A 25,257-nucleotide genomic window follows, 5' to 3' on the forward strand; every position below is an offset into this window, starting at 1 on the left:
AATGACATCTTTAGTAATGGTATTGGTTGGTACTGTGGGATGTTCAACAAAAGAAGAGGGTAATAAAGATGTTCCTACAAAAAAAGAGACTAGTTTACCTAAGGAAATAAATTTAACCTATGTAAAGTCTCCACTTAATGTTCCAAGTATACTGGAAAAGAAGGATGATTCATTTGGTAAGGAATTTAAAAAGGATAATATAAAAGTTAATTTTCATGAACTAACAACAGGTCCAGAACAAACTCAGGCACTAGCTGCTGGAGAATTAGACTTTTTGCATGCATTAGGTGGAACATCTGCTATAATAGCTGCTTCTAATGGAGTTGGGCTTAAAATTACAAATATCTATAGCAGATCACCAAAAGGATATATGCTTATAACTAACAATGAAAATATCAAATCTATAAAAGATTTAAAAGGTAAGAAAATTGTAGGGCCAAAAGGGACTATACTTCATCAATTATTGATTGCTGCACTTGCTAAGGAAGGTTATACTATAGATGATGTTGAATATGTAAACATGGATATTCCTAGCGCTGCCTCTGCATTAGAAAGTAAAAGTGCTGATGTTGCAATGCTTGCAGGTCCAGTAGCTCTAAAAACAATAAATGCAGGTAGCAAAATGATAGTAAATGGAGAAGGTTTAGTTAGTGGAATAATAGTTACTGCAGTAAGTGATGATTTTTCTCAAAAATATCCTGAATTAGTAAAAAGATTTATGAAAGTTCATGAAGAAACTTTAAAATATATGGATGAAAATAAAGATAAGGTAATGGAAGATGTATCAAAAGAAGTTGGTTTAACTTTAGATGAAACAAAGGAAATGTATTCTTGGTATGATTTTAGTTCTAAGATAACAGATAAGGATATAAAAGAGTTAGAGGATACACAAGAATTCTTGATGTCTAATGGAATGCAAGAAAAGAAAATAAATATTAAAGATATGTTATATAATCAAAATTAGTATATTAAAATAGAAAATACATCCTTAAGTTATTGTGGTAATAACATGATAAAAAAGGATGTATTTTTATTTTTAATTATTTTATAGAATTAAATCTAATTAGAAACAGCTTACTATTTTATCTACACTTATGTAGTCAAGCAATTTTCTCATTTTTTTACGATGAAGCAAAAACTTAGAATATGTGTCTTCTGATTGTTTTGGATCACCGTAAACTTTCCAATATTTAATCATAGAAACTTCACAGTTACTATATCCCATAAATCCAATCACATCTTTAAGGGGATATCCTAAAAAAATACCTATTTCATCAGGAAAAGTATCAGTTTTAAGTTTTTCAACTAGATGCTCTAAATAAGCATTTACATTAGTATTTTGTTTGTATCCTAAAAACTTCAAAAAATTTACTGTTTTTTTACATTTTAATCTTTCTGACAATGCAGTTTTATTTACAAATAATATTTTTAATCCTTTTTTTTCTTTATCAATAACTATAAAATCTATCTTTTTACACTTATATAAATATTTGTAAATATCACTAATTTTTTCCTCTCTATTTACGTCAGTAAATGAAATATTTATTATTTCAGCAGGTTTAGAGCCTAAAAAAACTGGACCTAAAACTTCTAAAAGCCATTTTATATATGATGATTCAATTTTATTCTTACAACAAAATTGTGAACTGCAACAATGCATAAAAGATAACCTCCTTCAAATGAAAACTAATATCAATTAATTAAATTATACTATGAATGATAATCAATATCAATAATAAAATTATATTTTTTTATTTAATTACTTATCTATTATAATTTCCCAAAAAATAAATTATAAATTGTTTAATTTTAGTAAATAAAAAATAAAAATATAGAAATACTAAATGTAAGAAAGAGAATTATTAAAACTTTTTGTAATATAAAACATCTAGGAGGGTAATAAAAATGAAATTAAAAAGAACTTTATTTGTAGGACTTGCGTTAGTATTAGCTATAGGTATGACAGCATGTACTAAAAAAACTGAACAACCAGATGAAAATGCAGGAAAAAATCCAAACGAATCAGTAAATAACAATGAAGGCTATATGAATTATTATTCAACAAGCTATAATGATTATATAGCAGGTTTAAATAGATATTCTATTTATGATACTCCAGAAAGTATAAATAATCAGTTTAAGGATAAAGAATATCCAGGAAATGAAAAATATTTAAGTGATGTAAAGGCAGCATATAAAGACAGTAGAGATAAAATACAATCATTTGTAGATTCTCTTAAAAAAGATGGTAAAACAGAAGATGCTGAATTAAAGAAAATGAATGATGAATTAATAACTGAAGGTGAAAGATTAGTAAAGGATATAGATTCTAGACTAGCAAAATTAGATAAAGTATCTGACGAAGATATGAAAAAAGGTCAAAATGACTTTATGAAATTAGTTCATGGAACAGAAGATGTTGGAAATGATATAGGTAGTGGTTTTAGAAAAATGATAAAAGATATGAATGATAGATTAGGAATAACAGGAAACAATAAAAAATAGTTATTTATCTTTAATTAGGAATAATAAAAAATAAAAATTTTAAATAAATTTATTGACAAATATTATTAATAAATATATTATATATAACATAGCAACAAATGATAATCGAATTAAATTAAATAACGTCTTATCAAGAGTGGTGGAGGGACTGGCCCTTTGAAACCCGGCAACCAGTATATTTTATATACATTGGTGCTAAATCCTGCAACTGATATAGTTGATAGATGAGTATAAATAGCTTTTTAAGCCTGAGTTTATACTCAGGCTTTTATTTTGTTAGATACAAATTTAAAATACATAAATAAAAATAAACATACAAATTGAGCAGAATATGTGGGGAGGAAATTTTATGGTTAGCATAAAAAATGTTAATAAGTATTATGGAAAGACTCAAGTACTTAAAGATGTAAGTATTGAGATAGAATCTGGAGAAATCTTTGGGATAATAGGTCATAGTGGTGCTGGAAAATCAACACTACTTAGATGCATAAATGGGCTAGAAGAATATCAAGAAGGTAGTGTGCTTGTATCTGATAAGGAAGTAAAGTCATTAAATGAAAAGCAAATGAGGGATTTAAGAAAAGAGTTAGGAATGATTTTTCAACACTTTTCATTACTTGAAAGAAAAACAGTATTTGATAATGTAGCATTACCTTTAGAGTGTTTTGGATATACAAAGGCAGAAATTAAAAAAAGAGTTTTAGAGTTACTAGAAGTGGTTGGTATATCTGAAAAGAAAAATGATAAACCAAGAAACTTAAGTGGTGGTCAAAAACAGAGAGTTGCAATTGCTAGAGCTTTAGCACTAAACCCACAAGTACTTCTTTGTGATGAAGCAACTTCAGCACTAGACCCAAATACTACAAAATCAATTCTTTCATTACTTGAAGATATAAACAAAAACCTAGGAATAACAATAATAGTTGTAACTCATCAAATGGAAGTTATAAAACAAATTTGCGGAAGAGTGGCAATAATGGAAAATGGAGAGGTATTAGAAGTAGGAGATACAGAAGAAATTTTCTTGAGAAATACTAAGGGACTTAGAAAATTAATAGGTGAAGAAAGTATAATTTTACCAAAAGGAACAAATATAAAAATACTATTCCCTAAAGACATTTCTAATGATGCTATTATTACAACAATGGCAAGAGAGTTAAACATAGATGTATCTATAATATTTGGGAAATTAGAACAATTTAAAGAGGATATTTTAGGTTCACTTATTATAAATGTTTCAGATAAAAGCGGAGAGAAAGTAAAACAGTATCTTACAGATAAGGACATAAGATGGGAGGAAATGATAAATGAATAGTCTAATTGATTTTTTAACAACACTATTTCCAAATGCATTACTACAAACTTTATATATGGTCATAGTACCAACTGTAGTGGCAACAATATTAGGATTTATACTAGCAATTATATTAGTAGTGACAAAACCAGATGGATTAAAACCAAATAGCACGATTAATAGTGCACTAGGATTTATAGTAAACATATTTAGAAGTTTCCCGTTTATGATACTTATAGTTGCAATGATTCCAATAACAAGATTAATTGTTGGAACAAGTATAGGAGAAACTGCTGCAATAGTACCAATAACTATTGGTGCAGCACCATTTATCGCTAGGATTATAGAAAGTTCATTAAATGAAGTTGATAAGGGACTAATAGAGGCTGCCAAATCTTTTGGGGCTACAAAAAAACAAATAGTATTTAAAGTTATGATAAAAGAAGCAATGCCTTCAATTGTATCTGGAATTACATTGTCAGTAATTTCTATACTTGGTTATACAGCTATGGCAGGTGCAGTAGGAGCTGGTGGACTAGGTAATATAGCACTTATTTATGGATACCAAAGATTTGATACAGCAGTAATGGTTTATACAGTAATAGCACTTGTAATACTAGTTCAAATAATACAAGGTTTAGGAAATCTAGCGTATAAGAAACTAAAATAATTTAATCAATAAAACATTTTTAAAGGGGGAGTAAAAAATGAAATTAAAAAAATTATTATCAGTAGCATTAGTGTCAGCAATAGCAATATCAGCAGTAGGATGTTCAAACAAAGAGGATAAAAAAATATTAGTAGGGGCATCATCAAATCCACATGCAAAAATATTGGAAGTTGCAAAACCTTTATTAAAAGAAAAAGGATATGATTTAGAAGTAAAGATATTTGATGATTATGTGCTTCCAAATACAGCATTAGATGAAGGTTCTTTGGATGCTAACTTCTTTCAACATATTCCATTTCTAGAGGAGACTGTTAAGGAAAAAGGATATAAACTTACTTATACATCTAAAGTTCATATAGAGCCAATGGGATTCTATTCAGAAAAAGTTAAATCATTAGATGAAGTAAAAGATGGAGCAGTTATAGCTGTACCAAATGATGCGACTAATGGAGCTAGAGCACTTAAATTATTAGCAAAACATAAATTAATAGAAGTAAAAGATGGCGAACTTATAACTAAAAAAGATATAACTAAAAATCCTAAAAATATACAAATAAAAGAAATGAATGCAGAACAATTACCAACAGTATTAAAAGATGTTGATGGAGCAGTAATAAATTCTAATTATGCTTTAACAGCTAATTTAAATCCTACTAAAGATGCAATAGTAATAGAATCAAGTGATTCTCCATATGTAAATATAATTGCTTGTAGAGAAGATAATAAGGATAGTGATAAGATTAAAGCTTTATCAGAAGCTATGAATAGTAAAGAAGTTAAAAAGTTTATACAAGATGAATATAAAGGAAGTATCGTTCCAGCTTTTTAAATTAAATATACAAAATCTATAAAATGAGTAAAATTTTAAAAACTTTACTCATTTTTTTTTATAACTAGAAAGTGACAAATTTTTTGGGAGAATTGTGGTAACATATTTATAGATAAAACTATATAAAAATGAAGAAGTGGTGGGGAATATGGAATCTAAGGGAACTTTAAGGAAGAATAAGGTCTATATATTGGCTAATGGGTTATTTTTAATTATTGCACTTTTGAATATAAATTTGTATACAGTTTCCATAAATATGTATAGGATAATTTTACTTTGGATATTTGGATATTCTATAGTTTATATAACTAGTTTTGAAAAAGATGAATTTATAAATATACTAAAATTAGGATGCCTTGTATTAGTTTTTGTGGGGATTTTAGGCATAGCAGAATTAGAGATTCAAAAATTCCAAGTTATGATACTCAATTTAAGTATAATTAATATATCTACATTTATATACTTAACAATTTCTAAAATAAAAAAACTGAGAATAAGTCATTTGTTGATTTTCAACAGTACTTTTGTAATAGTAGATTATTTTCTACGAAGTATTTTTAATAACTTTTATTTGAATATGATTATTATGTCAATTAATATTGTCATATCTTTGTTCAATTTATTGTTTGTATTAAACAAAATCAATAGTGAAGCTGAACATTATAGCTTAATAAAAAATTTATCATACTTTGCTTTATTTGCAACTATTATAGGTTTTATAACAACTTGTCAAATTAGTATAGTAGATACAGATAGATTAATAGGAGTAGTGTATTTATTGTTATGTAATCATACTTACTATGTGTATGTATACAGTCTAAGTAATAGAATAGTATATCCATATTATGAATTAAATTCAATAAATAAGAAGTTAAGTAAAAAGTCAGAACAATTAAGTAAGATAAATCTAGCAATAGAAAAGGATATGACTATACAGAAAACATTAAAAAATTACATAGATGAAAGAAAAGAGTTATTAAGACAAGCACTTGATACTATACCAAATGTATGGATAATAACAGATTATGATTTTAATATAAGTTATACAAATAATGCATTTAAAGATGAATTTTCAAAGGACATGAAAAACTTTTATCACATATTAAATTTTATAAAAGAAGATGAGTGTGTAGCTGAAAAGCTAAAAAAATTTGATAAGGATATAAGTATAATTGATAAACAAGTAGAGCTAAATAATAAAATATATTTGCTAAGTTTAAGTAATAATGAAGAAGAAAGTAATTATTTAATAAGCTTAAATAATATTACAAATGAAATAAAAATGGATAAAGAGATAAGGGCTATAAATAAAGATTATGAAAATATAATATTAAATATACCCTCTCCTATACTTGTAAGAAGTGCAGAAGGTGGTATAAAGAAGAATAAAGTAATAAGCATAAATAAAAAATATGAAAAGAGTTTTAAATGTACATCAAAAGAGCTAGTTAATATGACATTAGAAAAATATTTTGAAACTTTTAACATAGATTTCTTTGATAATAGAGACTTTAAAAGATTAAATCTAACAAAAGAAAAGAAAGCTGAAATAGTAAGTTATAATGATACAGCAAATTGTATAGTTAATTTTGTAATGTCTGATTCAGATGGTGAAGAACATGTTGAAGAAGTGAGAGTTGGAGATTATTGGTCAAATAATAAATTATTTAAGTTACTTACATTTAGAGATATAACCAAAGAAATAAATATACTTAGAACAGTAAATGAACAAAAAATAATATATGAAAAATTATTAGATGCTATACCAGAGGCTATTTTTCTTGAAGATTTAAGTACATCAAGAGTACTTTATACAAATAGAGCTTTTAGAGAATTATTTGGAATATCAAGTGATGTACTAGGAGTAACAACACAAAAATATAGAAATATCTTAGTAAAAAAATACATAAACAATTTAAATATAGGTGAAAGAGAAAAAAGTATTCATATAGTAAATGAAAACAATCATATTAAAGAAGTAAATATGATATCAAGAACCTTATACTTTGGACAGAAGAGAAGTAGAGTGAGAATCATTAAAGATTTAAGTGTACAAAGAGAGTCTGAGAGACTTAAAAAAGCATTAATAAAACAAAGACAGTATGACCAGATGAAGATGGAGTTCTATGCTAATATATCTCATGAACTCAAGACTCCTTTAAATAATATCTATAGCTCAGTTCAGCTTATCGAGAATCTTTATAAAAAAAGCAAGATAATTGACTGTCAAGATATATTAAGAGAACACATAAAAATAACTAAACAAAACATGTTTAGATTATTAAGATTAATAGATAATATAATAAATATTTCTCAAGTTAAATCAGAAATATATAAGATTAAAGCAGTTAACTTTGATATTATCGATATAACAGAAAGAATAGTTACATCCATTAGCAGTTATGCAAAATCTAAGGGAATCGACTTAGTTTTTGATACAAATGAGGAAACTATGAGAGTAGGTCTTGACCCAGAATCTATAGAAAGGATAATATTGAATATATTATCAAATGCTATAAAGTTTACTTTAGAAGGTGGAGAAATACTTGTAGGAATATATAAAGAAGGTGAAAATGTAGAAATACTTATAAAAGATACTGGAATAGGTATAGAAAAGGAAAAATTAAATGACATATTTAATAGATTTAAACAAATTGAAAATAGTGGTATATCAAATGAATTCGGCAGTGGAATAGGATTGTGTCTTGCAAAATCGTTAATTGAAATTCAAAATGGAGAAATTTATATAGATAGTAAATTAGGAGAAGGAACAGAGGTGAAAATCATATTCCCAATTAAAGAAGTAGTTGAAGAAGTCTATGATAAATCAAATTACAATGATAATATTGAAAAATTCGAGATAGAATTTTTTGATATATATAAGTAGTAAATATTGAAATCCATTATTTTATATATTAATATACAATTAAAAGCAGACTAATTTTACTTATAATTTTAGCTGTATTTAACTGACTATAAATAAACTTTATGAGGTGAAATTTTGGAAAAGGATTTTTTTAGGAAAAATGGAATTGATTTAGCTAAATCTATATTAGGTAAATATTTAATAAGAAAGTATGAAAACAAAACAATTGTTACCAAGATAGTAGAGACAGAGGCATACATGGGTATAAATGACAAAGGTGCACATGTATATGGTGATAAAAGAACTGAGAGAACTAAGCCTCTGTATTTAGATGGTGGACATATATATGTTTATTTAATTTATGGTATGTACAATTGTCTAAATCTATCAGCGAATATAGAAAATGTACCAGAGTGTGTGTTGATAAGAGGTGTCGAACCAATAACTTCTTTAGATGAGATATCTATAAATAGATATAATAAATTGTATGATAATTTGAGTAAGTATCAAATAAAAAATATTACTAATGGACCAGGAAAACTTTGTAAGGCTTTAAAAATAGATAGAAGCTTAAATAGTAAGAGTATAATGGGTGAAGAATTATATATAAGTGACTTTTATTATGATAATGAAGGAAAAAAGGTATTTAGTGAAGGTGAATTGGATATAAAAACTAGTAAACGTATAAATATAGACTATGCAGAAGAAGCAAAAGATTTTTTATGGCGTTTTTATATAGAATAAGTACTGATATCAATAAGATATATATTTATAAAAATTATTTTTTATAAATATATATCTTATTTTTTACAGAATTTTTATTTTAGTATAAATAAATTTATAGAGCAGAAGATGTATTTTTAGTAGATTTTTATAATTATTTTCAATTGTTTTGTTTATACAAACAAAGATATATTTCAACAAAATAAGTATGATAATATTATACTATAAAATAAATGAATATTAACTTTTGGACGCATTTTATTAAGAATAGTCGTGTTTATACATAAAGTTAGTTTATTTTATATTAAACAGATTATTTATTACAACGAATAATTATTTATAAAAAATAGAAAAATTTTGACAAAAAAAGAAAGTATCTTTAGAATAGAGATATATTTAAAATCGTATGATTGAGGTTATAAGATGATTTCATATGCTTTGTTATGAAAATTATTGTTAGACAGAAAAATTAAAAATGGAATTTAAAAAGATGATAAATATTTTGATAACGATTGCTAAATTAGGAAATAACAAGGCTGTATCTGTATAAACATTAGAAAAATATGTATAGTTTTGGACTATAAAATATAAGATGTTGTATAAATAAAAAAAGGCATTGAATAGATACTATTAAATTGTAAAATTATGTTATAATTATTATAAAGGATGTAAGAATCTGTAGAAATAGCAATATAATAAGCTTAATTTTTAATAGTTAAATTCAAATAAACTATATAATGCAATGTACACAAATTAAAGATAGTAATCTGATAAAAATTATACTAATAAGATTTATATATTATGAACTATATAAATAATAAAGTAAATTATATGAATAACTTAAGTTTTATAATATAAAAAAAGTAATCATAATCAGATATATTAAAAAATAGAAAAATAATTAATAACTTTTGCTAAATTAGGTAGAGATATATACAATAATAAATTATAAATAATGATAAATGTGTAGACAAAAGAAAGTGAATAAATTATATTTATACTAATAAAGTTTTTTTGAGGTGAAATATTATAGATATAATAGCCTATATTTATATTCTTATATTTATATTATGAAAAAATTAAAATTATTTAGGGGTGATGGTTTTGAATAAGGACATAGGAGCAAAAATAAAGCAACTTAGAACTCAAAAACAAATGACACTGAAAGATATGAGTGAGAAAACAAACTTATCAATTGGATTTTTGTCACAACTTGAAAGAGGATTAACAAGTGTGGCAACAGATTCATTGGGTAAAATAGCAAATGTATTGGATGTAGATTTGACTTACTTTTTTATGAAACCAAAGGAGCATAAGAGACCTGTATTAAGAAGTTATGAAAAAGAAGTTTTTGATGTAGAAAATTCAACATTTATACATTATCATTTATCATCTAATTTAAAAGAAAAAACTATGTTACCAAGATTAATTGAAATTCTTCCAAGTAAAAGTAGTGAAGAAATTTGTTGCTATGTACATAGTGGTGAAGAATTTGTATATGTTTTAGAGGGCACTCTTACAGTGTTTTTGGGTGATGAGCAAATTGAAATGTATCCAGGTGATACAATACACTACAATAGTGAAAAGAACAATCACAATTGGGTTAACTATACTAATAAGATGGTAAGAATTTTAGTGGTAAGTATACCAAATCCATTTGAAAATTCTGATACAGTTAAAGAAGCTTAAAATTTAGTTATTACCTATTTAAGGAGGAGTATTACAGTGAAAAAAATTGGATTTATAGGTGCAGGAAATATGGCCAGTGCTATGATAGGTGGTATAGTAAATTCAAAATTAGTTGAACCTAATATGGTAACAGCATCAGCATATACTCAAGGAACTCTTGATAGAATACATGCAAATTTTGGTATAAATACTACAAAAGATTCAAAAGAGGTTACTAGAACTTCTGATATAGTAATTGTAGCTGTTAAGCCAGACATATATGATGATATTTTAGAAGAGATAAAAGATTTTGTAGATGATAGTAAAATTATAGTTACAATAGCAGCAGGAAAATCTATAAAAGATATAGAGGCAATTATAGGTGAAAATAAAAAAATAGTTAGAACTATGCCTAATACTCCTGCACTTGTAAATGAGGCTATGTCTTCAATATCTATAAATAAAAATATAAAAGATGAAGACTTAGAAGCAGTGGTAGAAGTATTTAGTTCTTTTGGAAACACTGAAGTCGTACCAGAATATCTTATAGAAGCAGTGATTGGAGCGAGTGGTTCTGCACCAGCCTATGTGTTTTTGTTTATAGAAGCTATTGCAGATGCAGCAGTAATTGCAGGAATGCCAAGACAACAAGCATATAAATTTGCAGCACAAGCAGTTATGGGTTCTGCAAAAATGGTACTTGAAACAGGAAAACATCCTGGTGAACTAAAAGATATGGTATGCTCACCTGGAGGGACTACTATAGAAGCAGTTAAAGTCCTTGAAGAGGAAGGTTTTAGAGCATCTGTTATAAAAGCTATATGTGCATGTATAGAAAAATCTCAAAAAATGAGTGAGTAATAAGAATTTATTGGAAATAAAAAGAATTGCCTTTTTTCTATGTTAGGCAATTCTTTTTTTACTTAATTTTTAAAATAAGCCTGAAAGCCAATTTTTTATTTTTTCAAAGAAACCAACTGAGTCGTCAGTATTGGATTGATTTTCAGAATTATTAGTTGTGTTATTTTCACCTGATTGAGAGTTACCATTATTTTCACTATTATTTTCTGAATTATTTGTATTGCTATTATCATTAGAGTTAGTATTATCTTGTGGATCTATTTGAACACCATCTGTAGAGTTTATCACAGCATTTGAGCCAAGAGACTCATCATTAGTGTTATTTAAGATTCCTAGATCTTTTTTATCTCCTCCTGAGAATAAACCAGAGAACCAATCTCCTATTCCACTAAACCATCCACCTATAGTATCTAGTATTCCAGAGCCCTTAACACTTTCACCTAATTTTTTTAATTGTTCATTTACATTATTTGATACATTGTCTAATGTATTTTTCATGTTGTTGTAATCATAATCCTGGTCAGCTATTTTTTTCATTACACCTTGAATTTGCTCTTTTTGTTCTGGTGTAATAGTAATATTGTAATTATTTACAACATTATTTATTGTGTTGGCTATTTGATTAGTATCCTTTGTACCATTTTTTACAATTTCTGTTTTTATATCATTCATTACACCAGTTGCTTTTTCTTGACCTATATCATCTCCTAAATCACCTGTAACTACTAACTCTTCAGAAGCAATTTCCTTTTTTGTTTCGTCAAGTTTTTTTCCTGATGCATCTTCAAATGCTTTCATAATTCCTGTCAATGCACCAGTACCACTTACAGGATATGGAGCAGCAGCAATAACATTTGCATTTTCAAGACCAGCTGTTGTAAGTGTTGAAGCAATCATTGAGCTAGTTACCCAAGTTAAATTTGCTGTTTTAACATTAATGCCATTGCCTTTTGTTGTAGGCTCAACATATGAGCAAGAAATAGTAACTTTACCAAGTTGGCTCTCTGTTGCAACACCTTGTAAATATTGTCTTTCTTCTGCATTTGTTACATCTAAAACTAAGACTTGGTCTTTTTTAACTCCAAAATAATTAAGCATTTGTTGCTTTTGAGACTCTGATAAGTTAGCTCCAAGTGTAACGACATTTGTACCATCTGCATAAGCAAGGTTTAAACTTCCAAACACAAGCATAGTAGATATAATAATAGAGCTAATTTGTTTTTTAAACTTCATAATAATCCTCCTAGATTTAACATACATTACATTTTCAATATATATTTTATCAATATATTGAATAAAAATATGTGCTACATTTCTATTATACTAAATATAAACTATTTTTTAAATCAATGCGATTACAAGTTTGTAATAAAAAAGGTAATATAAGGTAAATAATAAAAAAATAATTTTTATAAGAGATTGAAAAAACAATTAATGTAGTATACTATAATATAGAAATGATTATGATAATGTTATAGAATCGGAAGGAGAAAAAATAAATGTCAAAAGAATTAGTAAAAGATAGAGTAATAAAATATTTAATAGAAGATTTATTAGTACCTCAGGATATGATTGATACAAATGTTGAATTAGCAGAATTTGAAGAAGGTGCAGAGGGAACTTTAGATATTATTGTAAATGTTAAAGATGATGAGGATTATTACGCTCCAGTAATGATAGTACAGTGTTTAGATGAAGATGTAGAATTAGAAGGGGAAGTTTTACAAAAACAAATAGAATTTCTAGAAGAAGTAGATAACATAACTATGTCAGGTAGATTGGTTTTAACTAATGGTGATGCTATGATGTATGCTGATTGGAGAGGCGAAGAGTATGATACTGAGGCAGCACTTCCAACTTATGACATAATGGTAAAAGAGTTTAATGAGATGGAACAACAAGTTAAAGATTTAGAAGAAGAACATCATCATCACGATGAAAATTGTGGATGTGGATGCAATCATCATGAAAAGTAAATAACAAGCATATATATATAAAAAGACTGTTTAATTAACAGTCTTTTTTTAGACATATATCAATTTAAAAACTTAGGATATAACAATATATAATAAAATAAATTATATATATAAGAAGGATATTAGGGTTAGAAGTAGAATAATATTATAGGTATAGTTTTTATAACTTTGTATACATAATATACAAAACAACTCATTTGAAGAAGAGGATATTATGTAATTGCAGATTATGTAGTTTTAAATTATTTATTTTTGTTTTAGCAAATTCTATGAATAGAAGGGGTTTGATTATGGATACTAAAAAAGAAAATAATTATGAAAATTATATTTGTGTGGGTTCATCAAATGTATCAAATGCGATGAAAATGTATTTAAAGGAAATTGAGGAATACAAAATGTTGTCAGCGGTAGAAGAGGTAGAGCTGGCAAAGGAAATAATCAACTCATCTTCAGTAGCAAAGGAAAAGTTTATAAATTCAAATTATAGGTTGGTAGTGAGCATAGCAAAAAGATATAAAAGAGATAGTATTGATATGCTAGATTTAATTCAAGCGGGAAATATAGGACTCATAAAAGCAGTAGAGAAGTACGATTATAAAAAAGGATACAAATTTAGCACTTATGCTACATGGTGGATAAAACAAAGCATAACAAGATATATTGATGATTGCGAAAATACTATTAGAATACCTATACATCTTCACCAAAGAATAAATTTTGTAAAGAAAAAGAAACAAGAACTTTTAAATGTATTATTAAGAGAACCAACTGTAGATGAGATTGCAGATGCTTGTGGTCTTGAGGTTGAGAAAGTATTGGAATTATTAAAACGAGATAAAAATGTTGTATCTTTGGATACACCATTAAAAGAAGATGAAGATAGTAGTTTAGTTGAATTTATACCATCAGATGCTGATTTTAAAGATGTTGTAATGCATGAAGTGGAACAACATAATTTAAAAGAAAAAATAGAAGAATTACTTACAGGTCTTGGAGAACAAGAACAGCAGGTTTTGAGAATGAGATTTGGCATTGATGATGATGACCCTAAGACATTAGAACAGATTGGAAAAGTGTTTGGAGTTACTAGAGAAAGAATAAGACAAATAGAAGCTAAAGCAATAAGAAAATTAAGACATCCAAGTAAATTAAAACAATTAAAGCATTTTTATTAATATTTTAAAGCTAATATAAAAGAAAGTAGGAGAAAGATTCTCCTACTTTTATTTTTTCTTTTGTTATACTTACGCATAGTCAATAATGGTTTTTCAAGAGGAAAATATGAAGTTAATAAAATAAAAATTACTTCTACATTACTTTAACTTGTAGAAAAGTTGAGTTTTTACTAGCTTAGTGACGATTATTAATAATCATATTGATATATTTTCTTTAAAATGCACTTATATATTTCTGTTAAGTATTCTTCATTGAGGAGAATACTTTTTTAAATTTTCTTTAAATGAATAGTTATTTAGTAAAAGTGATTAAAATTTTTCAAAATAGATAAAATATGTTAAAATATAACTTAAAAATGATTATATATTTTCCTTATGTGGAGATTATTAAGTTATAAAGAAATGAATAAAATGAAATTTGAATATATAGCCAATATAAGTGTTTTTGTTTTACCAAGATTAGAAAATAATAACTCCATTTCTGTGAGCTCAATTAAATTTATACTATTAGATTTAAATTGTAATTATAGAAAATGTTGTAGAAATAAAAAACATGAAGGTAATATTATTTATGATATATTAAAAAATAAACAACTACTATTATCTTTGTAAAATGTAGGAATAATATATTAAATTATATATAATAGGCTGGCTTTTACTGAACTAAAAGAAGTGTGTTAGAAGTGGAGTGATAAAATGAGCAAGGTAGCTAAAGCAACTTTTTACTTGATGATAGTTACTGTAATATCTAAGATTCTTGGCATGGGTAGAGAATTAGTTTTATCGTCAATTTATGGAACAGGTTTGTATACAGAGAGTTATTTGACAGCTATGAATATACCAAATATTATATTTGCAGCAATAGGAACTGCTATAGTTACTACTTTTATACCAATGTATCAAGATATAAGTAGTAAACAAGGTGAAAAACAAGCAGTAAAATTTTTAAACAATGTTTTAAATATAATAGTTGGTATATGCATAATTGTAGCTATACTGGGTGTGATTTTTTCAAAACAACTTGTGAGTATATTTGCTATAGGATTTGAAGGCGAAAGATTTGAGCTTACTGTAAAATTTACCAAAGTACTTATAACAGGAATAATATTTATAGGTATCACTAGTGTTATGTCAGCATTTTTACAAATAAAAGAAAATTTTATCATAGTTGGATTTGGTAGTATCCCCTATAATATAGTAATAATTATTTCAATAATGATAAGTACCGTATTTGGACCATATGTACTTCCAGTTGGTGCTGTAGTTGCCATGATAGTTCAACTACTTTTTTACCTGTTTTTTGTTAAAAAAACAGATTACAAATATTCCTTTTACTTAGACTTTAAAGATGATAGTCTTATAAAATTGCTGGCATTACTTTCACCAGTGTTTATAGGTGTTGCTGTTAATCAAGTAAACTCATTAGTTGATACAACTTTAGCATCTACATTAGTTAAAGGTAGCATACCAGCACTTACTTATGCAGATAGGTTAAATGGTTTTGTTACAGGGACATTTACAGCCTCAATAGTGTCTGTTATGTATCCCATGCTGTCGAAATTAAGTGCAGAGAATAATCAAAAAAAATTTACAAGTTCAGTTAAATCTAGTGTAAATATGATAATAATTTCTATGATTCCTATTTCAGTTGGGTCTATTGTTTTTGCAAATCCAGTTGTTAGAATTATATTTGAAAGAGGAGCTTTTGATGCTAGAGCAACTCAAATGACAGCAACTGCTTTAGTTTTCTATGCAGTTGGAATGACTGCATTTGGACTTAGAGATATATTAGGTAAAGTTTTTTATTCATTACAAGATACAAAAACACCTATGGTAAATGGTATTATATCTGTTTGTGTAAATATAGTGCTAGATTTAATTTTAATAAAACCTATGGCTCATGGTGGTCTTGCTCTTGCAACTAGTTCATCATCAATTGCATGTATATTGTTACTTTTCCTAAATTTAAGAAGGAAAGTAGGTTATTTTGGACAAGATAAGATAATAAAAGCAACCTTAAAATCATTAGTAGCATCAGTTATTATGGGAATTTTATCATATTTTACGTATAAATTTATATTTGGACTTTTAGGAGTAGGTAGACTTAACGAGTTAGTATCATTAACCATTTCAGTAATAGTTGGAGGTGGAATTTATACATTACTAATGACCATTTTTAAAGTTGAAGAAGTTGATATGATATTAAATATTGCCAAAAGAAAGTTACACTTAAAAAACTAGTTTAACTATATTAATTATATATTTAGGAGGATTTTATGAAACACATATTAAAAACGGTAGACCATACTATTTTAAAGGCTACAACGACATGGGAAGATATTAAGGTTTTGTGTGATGAGGCTATAAACATGAATGTAGCATCAGTTTGTATACCACCATCATATGTAAAAAGAGCAGCAGAACATTTAAATAGTAAAATAAAGGTATGTACAGTAATAGGATTTCCTCTAGGATATCAAACTACTGCAACAAAGGTATTTGAAGCTGAAGATGCAATTAAAAATGGAGCAGATGAAGTTGATATGGTTGTAAATATTTCAGACATTAAAAATGGAGACTATGAGAAGATAGAAAATGAGATAAAAGAAATAAAAGCAATTATTGGAGAGAAAATATTAAAGGTTATTATAGAGACATGTTATTTAGAGGAATGTGAAAAAGTAAAGATGTGTGAGATAGTAACAGTGTCTGGTGCAGATTTTATAAAGACATCTACTGGAATGGGAACAGGTGGAGCTACTTTGGAAGATATAACGCTTATGAAAGAGCATGTTGGAAAAAATGTTAAGATAAAGGCTGCTGGAGGTGTTAAATCGATTTCTGATGCAGAAAAATTTATAGAGGCAGGTGCTGAAAGATTAGGTACTAGTTCAATATGTAAAATATTAAAAAATGAAGATATAACAGGTTATTAAAACTATTGATTTATGGATAAATCAATAACAATTAGATACTAGTTTAATTATAAATTTATAAAATAAAAAAACAGAGGGAAATTTCCCTCTGTTTTTTTATTTAGTATTGACAGAGAAGATTTTATAATATACTATAGTCATATAGTTAGTTACTTAAGTAATTAACTAACTTAGAAAGGAGGAATCTATGAAATTAATATTAAATAATGAAGAACCCATATTTATTCAAATAGCACGAGCAATTGAAGATGAAATATTATCAGATGGTATAAAAGAAGAAGAACAGGTTCCATCAACAACTGAACTTTCAAAGCTTTATAAAATTAATCCTGCTACAGTCTTGAAAGGAATAAATACATTAGTTGATAAGAATATTTTATATAAGAAGAGAGGGATAGGAATGTTTGTATCAGAGGGAGCAAGAAGTATCATAAAAGAAGTTAGGAAAGAAAACTTTAAAAATAATTTTATAAAAAATCTACTTCAAGAAGCAGATAAATTAGAAATAAACAGAGAAGAATTAGTCGATATTATAATAAATTTTAAGGGGGAGTAATGTATGAGTAGCTCTATTAGGATAAAAAATTTATCTCATAGCTTTAAAAAACAAAAGATTTTTGATAACGTGTCTCTGAATTTTGAAGAAAATAAAATATATGGTTTATTAGGAAAAAATGGTGCTGGGAAAACTACATTATTGAATATAATAGTAAATCAATTAATTCAGAATGAAGGAGAGATAGAAATTTCAGGAAAAAATATAAAAGAAGATTTAAAAGTATTGGAAGATATTTGTATTGTAAGAGAAAAAGAATTTTATAATTCAGATTTTAAAGTAGGTCAAATATTCGAGTTTTCTTCTAGCTTCTATAAAAATTATGATAAGGCATTAGAAGAAAAACTATGTAAATATTTTGATTTAAATATAAAGAAAAAGTATAGACAATTGTCTAGGGGAATGAAGACTATACTTTCAAATATAATAGGAATTTGTTCCAATTCAGCCATCACTATATTTGATGAACCAACAATTGGCCTAGATGCAGTAAACAGGCAAGAATTTTATAATGTAATCTTAGATAATTATATAAAAAATCCAAGAACGATAATAATATCAACTCATTTGATTGATGAAATAGATGATTTATTAGAGCATGTAATAATATTAAATGAAGGTAAGATTATTATAGATGAAGATATTGATACTATAAAACAAAAAGCTCATTATATTACTGGAAGCAGAGAAGAAGTAGAAAAGTTAGAAGCAATAAGAAATGTAAAGCCTAAGAAATCATTTGGAAATACAGTTGCCTACTTTTACTATGGTGACTTTAGTAAAAACGATGAAAATATAATTGAAAATTCAAATATAGATGTAGGATACATAGGATTACAAGATATGTTTGTAAGTATGACTAAAAAGGAGGTTTTGTAATTGAATGAATTAAGACCATATATGAAATTTTTTAATAAAAATACAAAACTATATATAATTTTATTTTTGGTAATGGGTGCTTTTTTAAATGTTTTACCACTTATTATTGTAACTTTTGCTAATTTGCCTAAACAAGACTTATCATCTTTCACAACGCCACTTTTAAACTATATAAGCATACTAATATTTGTATATGGAATATCCATAGTAAATAAAGATTTTTCAGGGGCTTTAAGTATAAGGGCAGATAGAAAGAATTGTATAAAAGCTATTATACTAACCTTAATTATTTTGGCTTTTGTTCTTTCTATTATAAGTATAGTTTTAATATTTTTATCAAAGTTATCTATGGAGTTTATAACAGGTTATAAGGTGGATATATTATCTTTACTGAAACAAGATTTACTTTGGATTTCTATACCCACAATAATAGAATCATCAACAGCAAATATGCCACTAGCTTACTTAAATTATTTTATAAATTTATGTATTAGTGAAATGTGTATAGGTTTGATAGGTGCTTTGTTGGGTGCTTTTACATATAGAGTTAGAAAAGCTACTAGCTTTACTCTATTGATAGGATTACCAATATTGATATTAATTTATGTAGTTAACTTTGCAATTAAACATACACAAAAAATGCTTATACATTTAGATAAAATTATTATTTTATTTGCAAATCCTTCTGTATTATTAAGGTTAAAAGTAGGAGCCATATTTATTTGTATAGCCTTAATAATATTACTACTTAGAAGAGCTCCAATCAAGGATTATGCAAATGATTTATTATAGTTAAAATAAAAATTACCTTAAAAGTAGATTTAAATAGTACTAGTAAAAAGCCCTTAAAAACCATTTGTTTTGGATTTTAAGGGCTTTAATTTCATTGCAAATATAAAGTTTCTAAAGTGAAATTTGAATACGGTTACTTTAAGCTAGCTTTATTAACTTTAACAAGTATATTTTACTAATACTTATATTTACTCTTATATTTTTTTATAAACAATATAGATATAAATATAGTTATAATTTCAGCAAATGGAACAGTAAGCCACAATCCATTTAGATGCAATATAGGAGGAAGAATTATAATTCCTATAATTACAAAAACAAAGGCACGACTAAAAGATATAATAGCTGAAATTTTTCCGTTGTGAAATGCTGTGAAAAATCCTGATGCAAATATATTTATGCCAACAAATAAAAAAGCAAAAGCAAATATTTTTAGACCTTGTAAAGCTAAACCAAATACTCCATTATCAGGATTTACAAAAACTCTAACAATAAGTGGTGCAAAAACTAACGCTACAATAAAAACTAAAATAGAAGAAACAAATATAAATTTTAAAGAATGTTTAAATGTTTCTTTTAACTTATCGCTATTTTCAGCACCAAAATTATAACTTATCAATGGTGATACTCCAGCAGCAAAACCTAGATAAACCGATGTCATCAAAAAGTGAGCATAAAGTACTATAGTAAGAGCTGCAAGTCCAGTTTCTCCTGCTAATCTTAAAGCAACTATATTAAATAAGAATGTTGTAATTCCTGTAGATAATTCTGTAACCATTTCAGAAGAACCATTTATCATTGTATCTCTTATAAGTCTAAAATCAATTTTCGGTTTTTTTAGTTTTAATGTAGACTTACTTGATAAGAAGTAGGCTACACCTAAAATACAAGTTAAAATGATACCTATAGCAGTTGCAACAGCAGCACCTAGAAGACCCATTCCAAAATATTTAATAAACACGTAATCTAATATTATATTTGTTACACCTCCAATTACTGATAGAAATAAACTAAATTTAGAGTTTCCATCAGTTCTTGTAAAATATTCAAATATAAATTTTAAAATATAAAAAGGTGTACATAAAATCATGACTTTACCATAAGTTATACAATAAGGTAGTAGTTTATCAGTTGCTCCAAGTAAAATAGATATTTCTTTGACAAAAAAATACGAGATTACTGTGAATAAAATTCCAATAATCAATGAAAATAAAACTATAAAAGAAAATGTAGAATTGGCTTCATCTTGTCTATTTTCCCCCATACGTATAGAAACTATAGCTCCTCCACCAGTTGCCATCATTATTCCAAAACCACAAACAAGGTTGATTATGGGTAGTACAATATTTATACTGGCAAGAGCATCTGAGCCAACTAATGTTGACACAAATATACCATCTATTATTGTGTATAAAGATATAAATACCATGGATATAATTGCAGGAGAAACAAATTTTAGAAATTCAAAAGTAGTGAATTTTCTTGTAAATAAATTTTCCATAAATTTTACCTCCTTTTATTACTCTCTATATATAATAAGGTATATAGTAACTATATAGTCAAGAAAAACTTTGTTAATACTATAAATGGCTTTAAATCAATAATAACTTATGTTAAGTAGGATTTATAGAATAGCGATTAATGAACTTTTATTGAAAGAATAATTATATTCTATTGAAAAGATAATTATATCTTAAGAAAATCTTTAGAAATATAGGTATATAATCTTAAGTTTTACAGTTTATCATATATATAAGATTTTGTTTGATAAGAAATATATTTTAGTAACTATATATCTTCAATATAGTTTTCTTTAGGTTAGCTATTATTTATTAAATATAATAACTATAGTATAGAGGATGGGTTACTCTTATTTCAATCAACAATTTTATATATTATATAGATATTAGGAGTGTGAAGTATGAAAAGGTTTTTTGTATTAGTTTTAGGATGTGTTTTTGCTTTAGGTATACTTTCTGGTTGTAGTAAAAAAGAGTCTAAGCCTATAGACACAAGCAAAAAGAATAGTGAATGGTTCTCTAATCTAGAAACAAAAGATGTAGATGGAAATAAGGTAACAAAGGAGGTGTTTTCAAGTAAAGACCTTACACTTATTAATGTTTGGACTACTTGGTGTGGTCCATGTGTAGGTGAAATGCCAGAACTTGAAGCTTTATCAAAAGAATATGAAAGTAATAATTCAAATGTAGCTATAAAGGGATTAGTTGTAGAAGTTGATGGAGCTGATATGAAAACTGGTCTTTCAGATAAAGAGAGAGACTTAGTTAAAGATATTATGAAAAAATCAAATGCTACCTATCAACAATTAACAGTATCTGAAGGTTTGAAAAAGACTGATTTTAAAAGAATTATAGAGTTTCCAACAGCTTATTTTGTAGACAAGAACGGAAAATTTGTAGGTGATAAAGTTGCAGGTGCAAATAGCAAAGAAGAATGGAAAAAAATTATAGACGAAAGATTAAAGATGGTAAAAAGTAATGAGTAACTTTATTAAAGAAAATAAAAAAGGTATTTCTATTATTGTAATTGGTATTTCATTTATTGTATTGGGCGTATATCGTGGAGAAGCAAATGTAGTATTAACTAAGGCAATTATGATTTGCCTTGAATGTATTGGTATTGGTTAGGAGAGCAATTATGAAGTTATTATCAAAAATAAACAATAATATAAGACTTATTACTCAGGTTGCATTTACAGCATTAACAAATGGATATATAAATGGTTTTTTGCAAGGGACTATTTATGGTGGAGAAAGCAAAAACTTGTGTGTACCTGGATTAAATTGTTATTCTTGTCCAGGGGCACTAGGTGCATGTCCGATAGGTTCACTACAAGCCGTTTTATCAAGTAGGGATTATAAATTTTCATTTTATGTTGTGGGTTTTTTAATGGCATTTGGAGCTTTTTTTGGACGTTTTATTTGTGGATGGCTTTGTCCTTTTGGACTTATTCAAGATTTATTATATAAAATACCATTTCCATTAAAAGTAAAAAAAGTTTATGGTGATAAATATTTAAAATATCTAAAATACATAGTTTTAATAGTTTTTGTAATTATTTTACCAATTACTATTGTAAATGTAGCAGGTGGTGGGAATCCTTGGTTTTGTAAGTGGATTTGTCCTTCAGGAACACTATTAGGTGGGGTACCTCTTATTTTAGAAAATGAAAGTTTAAAAGAATCCATAGGATTCTTATTTAGCTGGAAATTAAGTATTTTGATATTGATTTTATTAATGTCAATAATGATTTATAGACCATTTTGTAGGTACTTATGTCCCTTAGGTGCAATTTATAGTTTTTTTAATCCTATTTCAATATATAGATTTAAAATTGATAAAGATAAATGTACAAATTGCACAGCATGTCAGGCAAAATGTAAACTTGATATTCCAATATATGAAGATGTAAATAGTTTAGAATGTATTAGATGTGGTGATTGTATAAAAGCTTGCCCTCAAAATGCAATTACTACAACTTTTTCAAAGAATATAAAGGATAAATCAATATTTTAAAAAAATGTAAGGAGAAATAATTTAATGAAGAAAATTACTATATGTATTATAATGTTTGCAATCTCAGTATTAGTATTAACTGGGTGTAATAATGACAATAAAATAAAAAGTGAAGTAGATAATATGTTTAATGCAATAAAGACTCAAGATTCTGATAAAGTAGATAAATATTTTCCAGAATCAGGGTTAGGTAGTTTTATATATAGCGACAAAGAAGGATTTAAAATGTACTCTAAAAATATGTCTTGGAAAATTGAAAATATAAAGAAAAAAGACGATAAAGTTATTGTAGATTTAAAAGTCAATAATACAGATATGGTTTCTATATTAAAAAAGAATCCTCCTAAACTAGGAGAAATGATGCCTAATCCAACTATGAAGGATATTGATTCTGCAAATAAAAAAGAGTTTACAATCGCTTTAGAAGTCGTTAAGTCTGGGGATAATTATATATGTAAAGCTAGTCCTGAGTTTGCAATGAAACTTTTAAATGTAATCACTGGAGGAGGTACAGATTATCTAGATGAATATAATAAAGATTATTTTAAAAAACTTGATGGAGAACAAAAAAATTAAATTTCTAGATAAAATATACTCCATAATTTATTAAAATTATGGTCAATATGTAGATGTTTATTATGTAAAAGTTGTTTCTTATAAAAATAAAGATGCTAATAAAGAACATGATTGGCAATATAAATATTTACTTGAATTATATAAAAATCAAAACAATTAAATATGTAATATAAATAACATAATAAAAGTGGCACTTATTAAGTGCCACTTTTATTATGTTATTTATATTTATTTATCAGAGTTTATGCAGTTTTTTTTATATGTTATAAATAGATTGTATTGGTTTAAAAAATTAAGTGTTATAGTAATTATAAGTTTTAGATTTTAAGTTTTAGGCTTGATATATGGTATAAAGGATGGTTCATATATTTTTCATAATTAGAACGAAGAATAAATTTATGTGTAGCTATGCATATTTGTTCTCCAGTATCATTGTTTAATTCAATTCCTAATTCTTTACTCGCTTCTTTAGGAAATCCAATATGACCTTCATTTTTAATTGTATTAATAACTTTTTGAATGTTCATCATTTCATTATCTTGAATAGATATATCAGGTCGCTCTTGATAATTATCACTTACTAATTCAGGATATAGTGCTAACATATTTGATGTTTCAATCCAGCCTGCGTGAAAATCGTTTGGAAATAATTTGATTTTTTCTTCAACAGAATTAGAAAGTTTTTTCAAAACTCTTTTTTGCTCATAATTAAAAATTGAGCCCATAGGTGCAATGGAAATTATACCATATTCTTTGTTGATTGATTCACAGGCTTGTTCTACAGCGATTGTATGTAATGGGTCAGCATGAGCAGATATAACAATGATATTTTTAACACCCCATTTAACTATATTCTCTAATGTACTATAAATTATTTTATAAATTAATTCACGGCTAACATGAATATTACCTGGGAAAGTTCCCATATCTGCAAATCCCAAAGGTATTATAGGAAGTTTTCCATAACAATAACTAGGTAAAATTGAGTCTAGTTTATCAATTGCAAGGTTAATCCACTCATCTGTTTCATAAATATCCACTCCTATTGGTAAATGTCTACCATGTTCCTCAATTGGAGCTATACCAACAAATACTACTAGTTTTTCTTTGTCTAAATTTAAAATATCTTCCCATGAAAGAGTAAGTAAGTTATAATTCATAGTCTTGAACCTCCTGAAAATTTATTTTATTAGTGATGCTATTTTTTATAGGCATAATAATTGATATTAATATGTATATATACTACTTTATATAAATAGTACTATATATGCATAATGATGTCAAGAAAGAAATAATTTTGTTTTTCAAAGTAATGACGATTTTTTAATAATTGTTAAACAAAAAAAGTAGTAGATATTTTGATTATTAAGGTAAATAGTATGTAAGAAAATTGGAATATAGAAAATTTAAGGAT

At 26.4% G+C, this 25,257-nt stretch carries 24 protein-coding genes and 1 riboswitch; of the genes, 20 read left to right on the forward strand and 4 right to left on the reverse strand.

Annotated features, from left to right (window positions below; genetic code table 11):
• The first annotated feature begins 1 nt into the window (after position 1).
• Entirely contained in the window at positions 2–964 is a 963-nt protein-coding gene (locus KGF48_RS01185; RefSeq protein ID WP_255611362.1) for an NrtA/SsuA/CpmA family ABC transporter substrate-binding protein, read from the forward strand.
• A gap of 99 nt (positions 965–1,063) precedes the next feature.
• On the opposite strand, the gene KGF48_RS01190 is transcribed toward KGF48_RS01185, so the two are convergent.
• Positions 1,064–1,660: a DUF3793 family protein gene (locus tag KGF48_RS01190; protein ID WP_227840995.1), complete on the reverse strand. Its 597-nt coding sequence runs from the start codon at positions 1,658–1,660 to the stop codon at positions 1,064–1,066.
• A 245-nt stretch (positions 1,661–1,905) separates the two neighbouring features.
• On the opposite strand from KGF48_RS01190, the gene KGF48_RS01195 reads away from it, so the two are divergent.
• The 8 genes from KGF48_RS01195 to proC all read left to right on the forward strand — a co-directional run bounded on the left by KGF48_RS01195 (position 1,906) and on the right by proC (position 11,416).
• The gene (locus KGF48_RS01195) at positions 1,906–2,505 is read left to right on the forward strand and encodes a hypothetical protein (protein ID WP_227840996.1); all 600 of its coding nucleotides are present in this window, start codon (positions 1,906–1,908) and stop codon (positions 2,503–2,505) included.
• Positions 2,506–2,629: 124 nt separating this feature from the next.
• A riboswitch (SAM riboswitch) is annotated at positions 2,630–2,736 on the forward strand.
• 118 nt (positions 2,737–2,854) lie between these two features.
• A complete protein-coding gene (locus tag KGF48_RS01200; protein ID WP_227827353.1) occupies positions 2,855–3,820 on the forward strand; it encodes a methionine ABC transporter ATP-binding protein in 966 nt (321 codons plus the stop codon).
• Complete coding sequence (locus KGF48_RS01205) at positions 3,813–4,469, forward strand: methionine ABC transporter permease (protein WP_227432857.1); 657 nt, start codon at positions 3,813–3,815, stop codon at positions 4,467–4,469. The genes KGF48_RS01200 and KGF48_RS01205 overlap by 8 nt, the downstream gene beginning before the upstream one ends.
• A gap of 37 nt (positions 4,470–4,506) precedes the next feature.
• On the forward strand, positions 4,507–5,298 hold the full coding sequence (locus KGF48_RS01210; protein WP_227827354.1) for a MetQ/NlpA family ABC transporter substrate-binding protein: 792 nt from the start codon (positions 4,507–4,509) through the stop codon (positions 5,296–5,298).
• Positions 5,299–5,446: 148 nt separating this feature from the next.
• A complete protein-coding gene (locus tag KGF48_RS01215) occupies positions 5,447–8,185 on the forward strand; it encodes a PAS domain-containing sensor histidine kinase (protein WP_227840997.1) in 2,739 nt (912 codons plus the stop codon).
• 114 nt (positions 8,186–8,299) lie between these two features.
• Positions 8,300–8,908 carry a DNA-3-methyladenine glycosylase gene (locus tag KGF48_RS01220; protein WP_227840998.1) on the forward strand — a complete coding sequence of 203 codons (609 nt, stop codon included), beginning with the start codon at positions 8,300–8,302 and terminating at the stop codon, positions 8,906–8,908.
• A gap of 1,077 nt (positions 8,909–9,985) precedes the next feature.
• Entirely contained in the window at positions 9,986–10,576 is a 591-nt protein-coding gene (locus tag KGF48_RS01225; protein ID WP_413840640.1) for a helix-turn-helix domain-containing protein, read from the forward strand.
• Between the two features lie 36 nt (positions 10,577–10,612).
• Positions 10,613–11,416 carry a pyrroline-5-carboxylate reductase gene (proC, locus tag KGF48_RS01230; RefSeq protein WP_227827357.1) on the forward strand — a complete coding sequence of 268 codons (804 nt, stop codon included), beginning with the start codon at positions 10,613–10,615 and terminating at the stop codon, positions 11,414–11,416.
• A 69-nt stretch (positions 11,417–11,485) separates the two neighbouring features.
• On the opposite strand, the gene KGF48_RS01235 is transcribed toward proC, so the two are convergent.
• Positions 11,486–12,649 carry a DUF1002 domain-containing protein gene (locus KGF48_RS01235; protein WP_227841465.1) on the reverse strand — a complete coding sequence of 388 codons (1,164 nt, stop codon included), beginning with the start codon at positions 12,647–12,649 and terminating at the stop codon, positions 11,486–11,488.
• Positions 12,650–12,915: 266 nt separating this feature from the next.
• Here KGF48_RS01235 and KGF48_RS01240 point away from each other — a divergent pair, with 266 nt between their 5' ends.
• The 7 genes from KGF48_RS01240 to KGF48_RS01270 all read left to right on the forward strand — a co-directional run bounded on the left by KGF48_RS01240 (position 12,916) and on the right by KGF48_RS01270 (position 19,730).
• Positions 12,916–13,392 (forward strand): type I restriction enzyme HsdR N-terminal domain-containing protein, encoded by a 477-nt coding sequence (locus KGF48_RS01240; RefSeq protein ID WP_227827359.1) that lies wholly within the window; start codon positions 12,916–12,918, stop codon positions 13,390–13,392.
• Between the two features lie 290 nt (positions 13,393–13,682).
• Positions 13,683–14,567 (forward strand): sigma-70 family RNA polymerase sigma factor, encoded by an 885-nt coding sequence (locus KGF48_RS01245; protein ID WP_227841305.1) that lies wholly within the window; start codon positions 13,683–13,685, stop codon positions 14,565–14,567.
• Positions 14,568–15,263: 696 nt separating this feature from the next.
• Entirely contained in the window at positions 15,264–16,808 is a 1,545-nt protein-coding gene (gene murJ / locus KGF48_RS01250) for a murein biosynthesis integral membrane protein MurJ (RefSeq protein ID WP_227827360.1), read from the forward strand.
• 35 nt (positions 16,809–16,843) lie between these two features.
• Positions 16,844–17,503: a deoxyribose-phosphate aldolase gene (gene deoC, locus KGF48_RS01255; protein ID WP_227841304.1), complete on the forward strand. Its 660-nt coding sequence runs from the start codon at positions 16,844–16,846 to the stop codon at positions 17,501–17,503.
• Positions 17,504–17,690: 187 nt separating this feature from the next.
• Entirely contained in the window at positions 17,691–18,059 is a 369-nt protein-coding gene (locus KGF48_RS01260; protein ID WP_227432872.1) for a GntR family transcriptional regulator, read from the forward strand.
• Positions 18,060–18,062: 3 nt separating this feature from the next.
• Positions 18,063–18,938: an ATP-binding cassette domain-containing protein gene (locus tag KGF48_RS01265; protein ID WP_227827362.1), complete on the forward strand. Its 876-nt coding sequence runs from the start codon at positions 18,063–18,065 to the stop codon at positions 18,936–18,938.
• Complete coding sequence (locus KGF48_RS01270) at positions 18,939–19,730, forward strand: ABC transporter permease (protein WP_227841303.1); 792 nt, start codon at positions 18,939–18,941, stop codon at positions 19,728–19,730.
• 175 nt (positions 19,731–19,905) lie between these two features.
• Here the strand turns inward: KGF48_RS01270 and KGF48_RS01275 are convergent, their stop codons facing one another.
• On the reverse strand, positions 19,906–21,231 hold the full coding sequence (locus KGF48_RS01275) for an MATE family efflux transporter (protein ID WP_227841302.1): 1,326 nt from the start codon (positions 21,229–21,231) through the stop codon (positions 19,906–19,908).
• 420 nt (positions 21,232–21,651) lie between these two features.
• On the opposite strand from KGF48_RS01275, the gene KGF48_RS01280 reads away from it, so the two are divergent.
• The 4 genes from KGF48_RS01280 to KGF48_RS01295 are packed head-to-tail and all read left to right on the forward strand — an operon-like array spanning position 21,652 to position 23,843.
• The gene (locus KGF48_RS01280; protein WP_227867668.1) at positions 21,652–22,236 is read left to right on the forward strand and encodes a TlpA disulfide reductase family protein; all 585 of its coding nucleotides are present in this window, start codon (positions 21,652–21,654) and stop codon (positions 22,234–22,236) included.
• Positions 22,229–22,378, forward strand: a complete 150-nt coding sequence (locus KGF48_RS01285) for a CD1871A family CXXC motif-containing protein (protein WP_227827366.1) — start codon at positions 22,229–22,231, stop codon at positions 22,376–22,378. Before KGF48_RS01280 ends, KGF48_RS01285 begins: the two co-directional genes overlap by 8 nt.
• A 10-nt stretch (positions 22,379–22,388) precedes the next feature.
• Entirely contained in the window at positions 22,389–23,267 is an 879-nt protein-coding gene (locus KGF48_RS01290; protein ID WP_227867669.1) for a 4Fe-4S binding protein, read from the forward strand.
• 24 nt (positions 23,268–23,291) lie between these two features.
• Positions 23,292–23,843 (forward strand): hypothetical protein, encoded by a 552-nt coding sequence (locus KGF48_RS01295; protein ID WP_227867670.1) that lies wholly within the window; start codon positions 23,292–23,294, stop codon positions 23,841–23,843.
• A gap of 317 nt (positions 23,844–24,160) precedes the next feature.
• Here the strand turns inward: KGF48_RS01295 and KGF48_RS01300 are convergent, their stop codons facing one another.
• Positions 24,161–25,003 carry a creatininase family protein gene (locus tag KGF48_RS01300; protein WP_227841439.1) on the reverse strand — a complete coding sequence of 281 codons (843 nt, stop codon included), beginning with the start codon at positions 25,001–25,003 and terminating at the stop codon, positions 24,161–24,163.
• Positions 25,004–25,257 lie beyond the last annotated feature (254 nt).

It is taken from the genome of Clostridioides sp. ZZV15-6388, assembly GCF_020657755.1.
GTDB lineage: Bacteria > Bacillota > Clostridia > Peptostreptococcales > Peptostreptococcaceae > Clostridioides.

Bases quoted from the DNA above. Each gene is read 5' to 3' on its own strand.
- KGF48_RS01185 (WP_255611362.1), top strand. From the start codon at position 2: ATGACATCTTTAGTAATGGTATTGGTTGGTACTGTGGGATGTTCAACA.
- KGF48_RS01190 (WP_227840995.1), bottom strand. From the start codon at position 1,660: ATGCATTGTTGCAGTTCACAATTTTGTTGTAAGAATAAAATTGAATCA.
- KGF48_RS01195 (WP_227840996.1), top strand. From the start codon at position 1,906: ATGAAATTAAAAAGAACTTTATTTGTAGGACTTGCGTTAGTATTAGCT.
- KGF48_RS01200 (WP_227827353.1), top strand. From the start codon at position 2,855: ATGGTTAGCATAAAAAATGTTAATAAGTATTATGGAAAGACTCAAGTA.
- KGF48_RS01205 (WP_227432857.1), top strand. From the start codon at position 3,813: ATGAATAGTCTAATTGATTTTTTAACAACACTATTTCCAAATGCATTA.
- KGF48_RS01210 (WP_227827354.1), top strand. From the start codon at position 4,507: ATGAAATTAAAAAAATTATTATCAGTAGCATTAGTGTCAGCAATAGCA.
- KGF48_RS01215 (WP_227840997.1), top strand. From the start codon at position 5,447: ATGGAATCTAAGGGAACTTTAAGGAAGAATAAGGTCTATATATTGGCT.
- KGF48_RS01225 (WP_413840640.1), top strand. From the start codon at position 9,986: ATGGTTTTGAATAAGGACATAGGAGCAAAAATAAAGCAACTTAGAACT.
- KGF48_RS01235 (WP_227841465.1), bottom strand. From the start codon at position 12,649: ATGAAGTTTAAAAAACAAATTAGCTCTATTATTATATCTACTATGCTT.
- KGF48_RS01240 (WP_227827359.1), top strand. From the start codon at position 12,916: ATGTCAAAAGAATTAGTAAAAGATAGAGTAATAAAATATTTAATAGAA.
- KGF48_RS01245 (WP_227841305.1), top strand. From the start codon at position 13,683: ATGGATACTAAAAAAGAAAATAATTATGAAAATTATATTTGTGTGGGT.
- murJ (WP_227827360.1), top strand. From the start codon at position 15,264: ATGAGCAAGGTAGCTAAAGCAACTTTTTACTTGATGATAGTTACTGTA.
- deoC (WP_227841304.1), top strand. From the start codon at position 16,844: ATGAAACACATATTAAAAACGGTAGACCATACTATTTTAAAGGCTACA.
- KGF48_RS01260 (WP_227432872.1), top strand. From the start codon at position 17,691: ATGAAATTAATATTAAATAATGAAGAACCCATATTTATTCAAATAGCA.
- KGF48_RS01265 (WP_227827362.1), top strand. From the start codon at position 18,063: ATGAGTAGCTCTATTAGGATAAAAAATTTATCTCATAGCTTTAAAAAA.
- KGF48_RS01275 (WP_227841302.1), bottom strand. From the start codon at position 21,231: ATGGAAAATTTATTTACAAGAAAATTCACTACTTTTGAATTTCTAAAA.
- KGF48_RS01280 (WP_227867668.1), top strand. From the start codon at position 21,652: ATGAAAAGGTTTTTTGTATTAGTTTTAGGATGTGTTTTTGCTTTAGGT.
- KGF48_RS01285 (WP_227827366.1), top strand. From the start codon at position 22,229: ATGAGTAACTTTATTAAAGAAAATAAAAAAGGTATTTCTATTATTGTA.
- KGF48_RS01290 (WP_227867669.1), top strand. From the start codon at position 22,389: ATGAAGTTATTATCAAAAATAAACAATAATATAAGACTTATTACTCAG.
- KGF48_RS01295 (WP_227867670.1), top strand. From the start codon at position 23,292: ATGAAGAAAATTACTATATGTATTATAATGTTTGCAATCTCAGTATTA.
- KGF48_RS01300 (WP_227841439.1), bottom strand. From the start codon at position 25,003: ATGAATTATAACTTACTTACTCTTTCATGGGAAGATATTTTAAATTTA.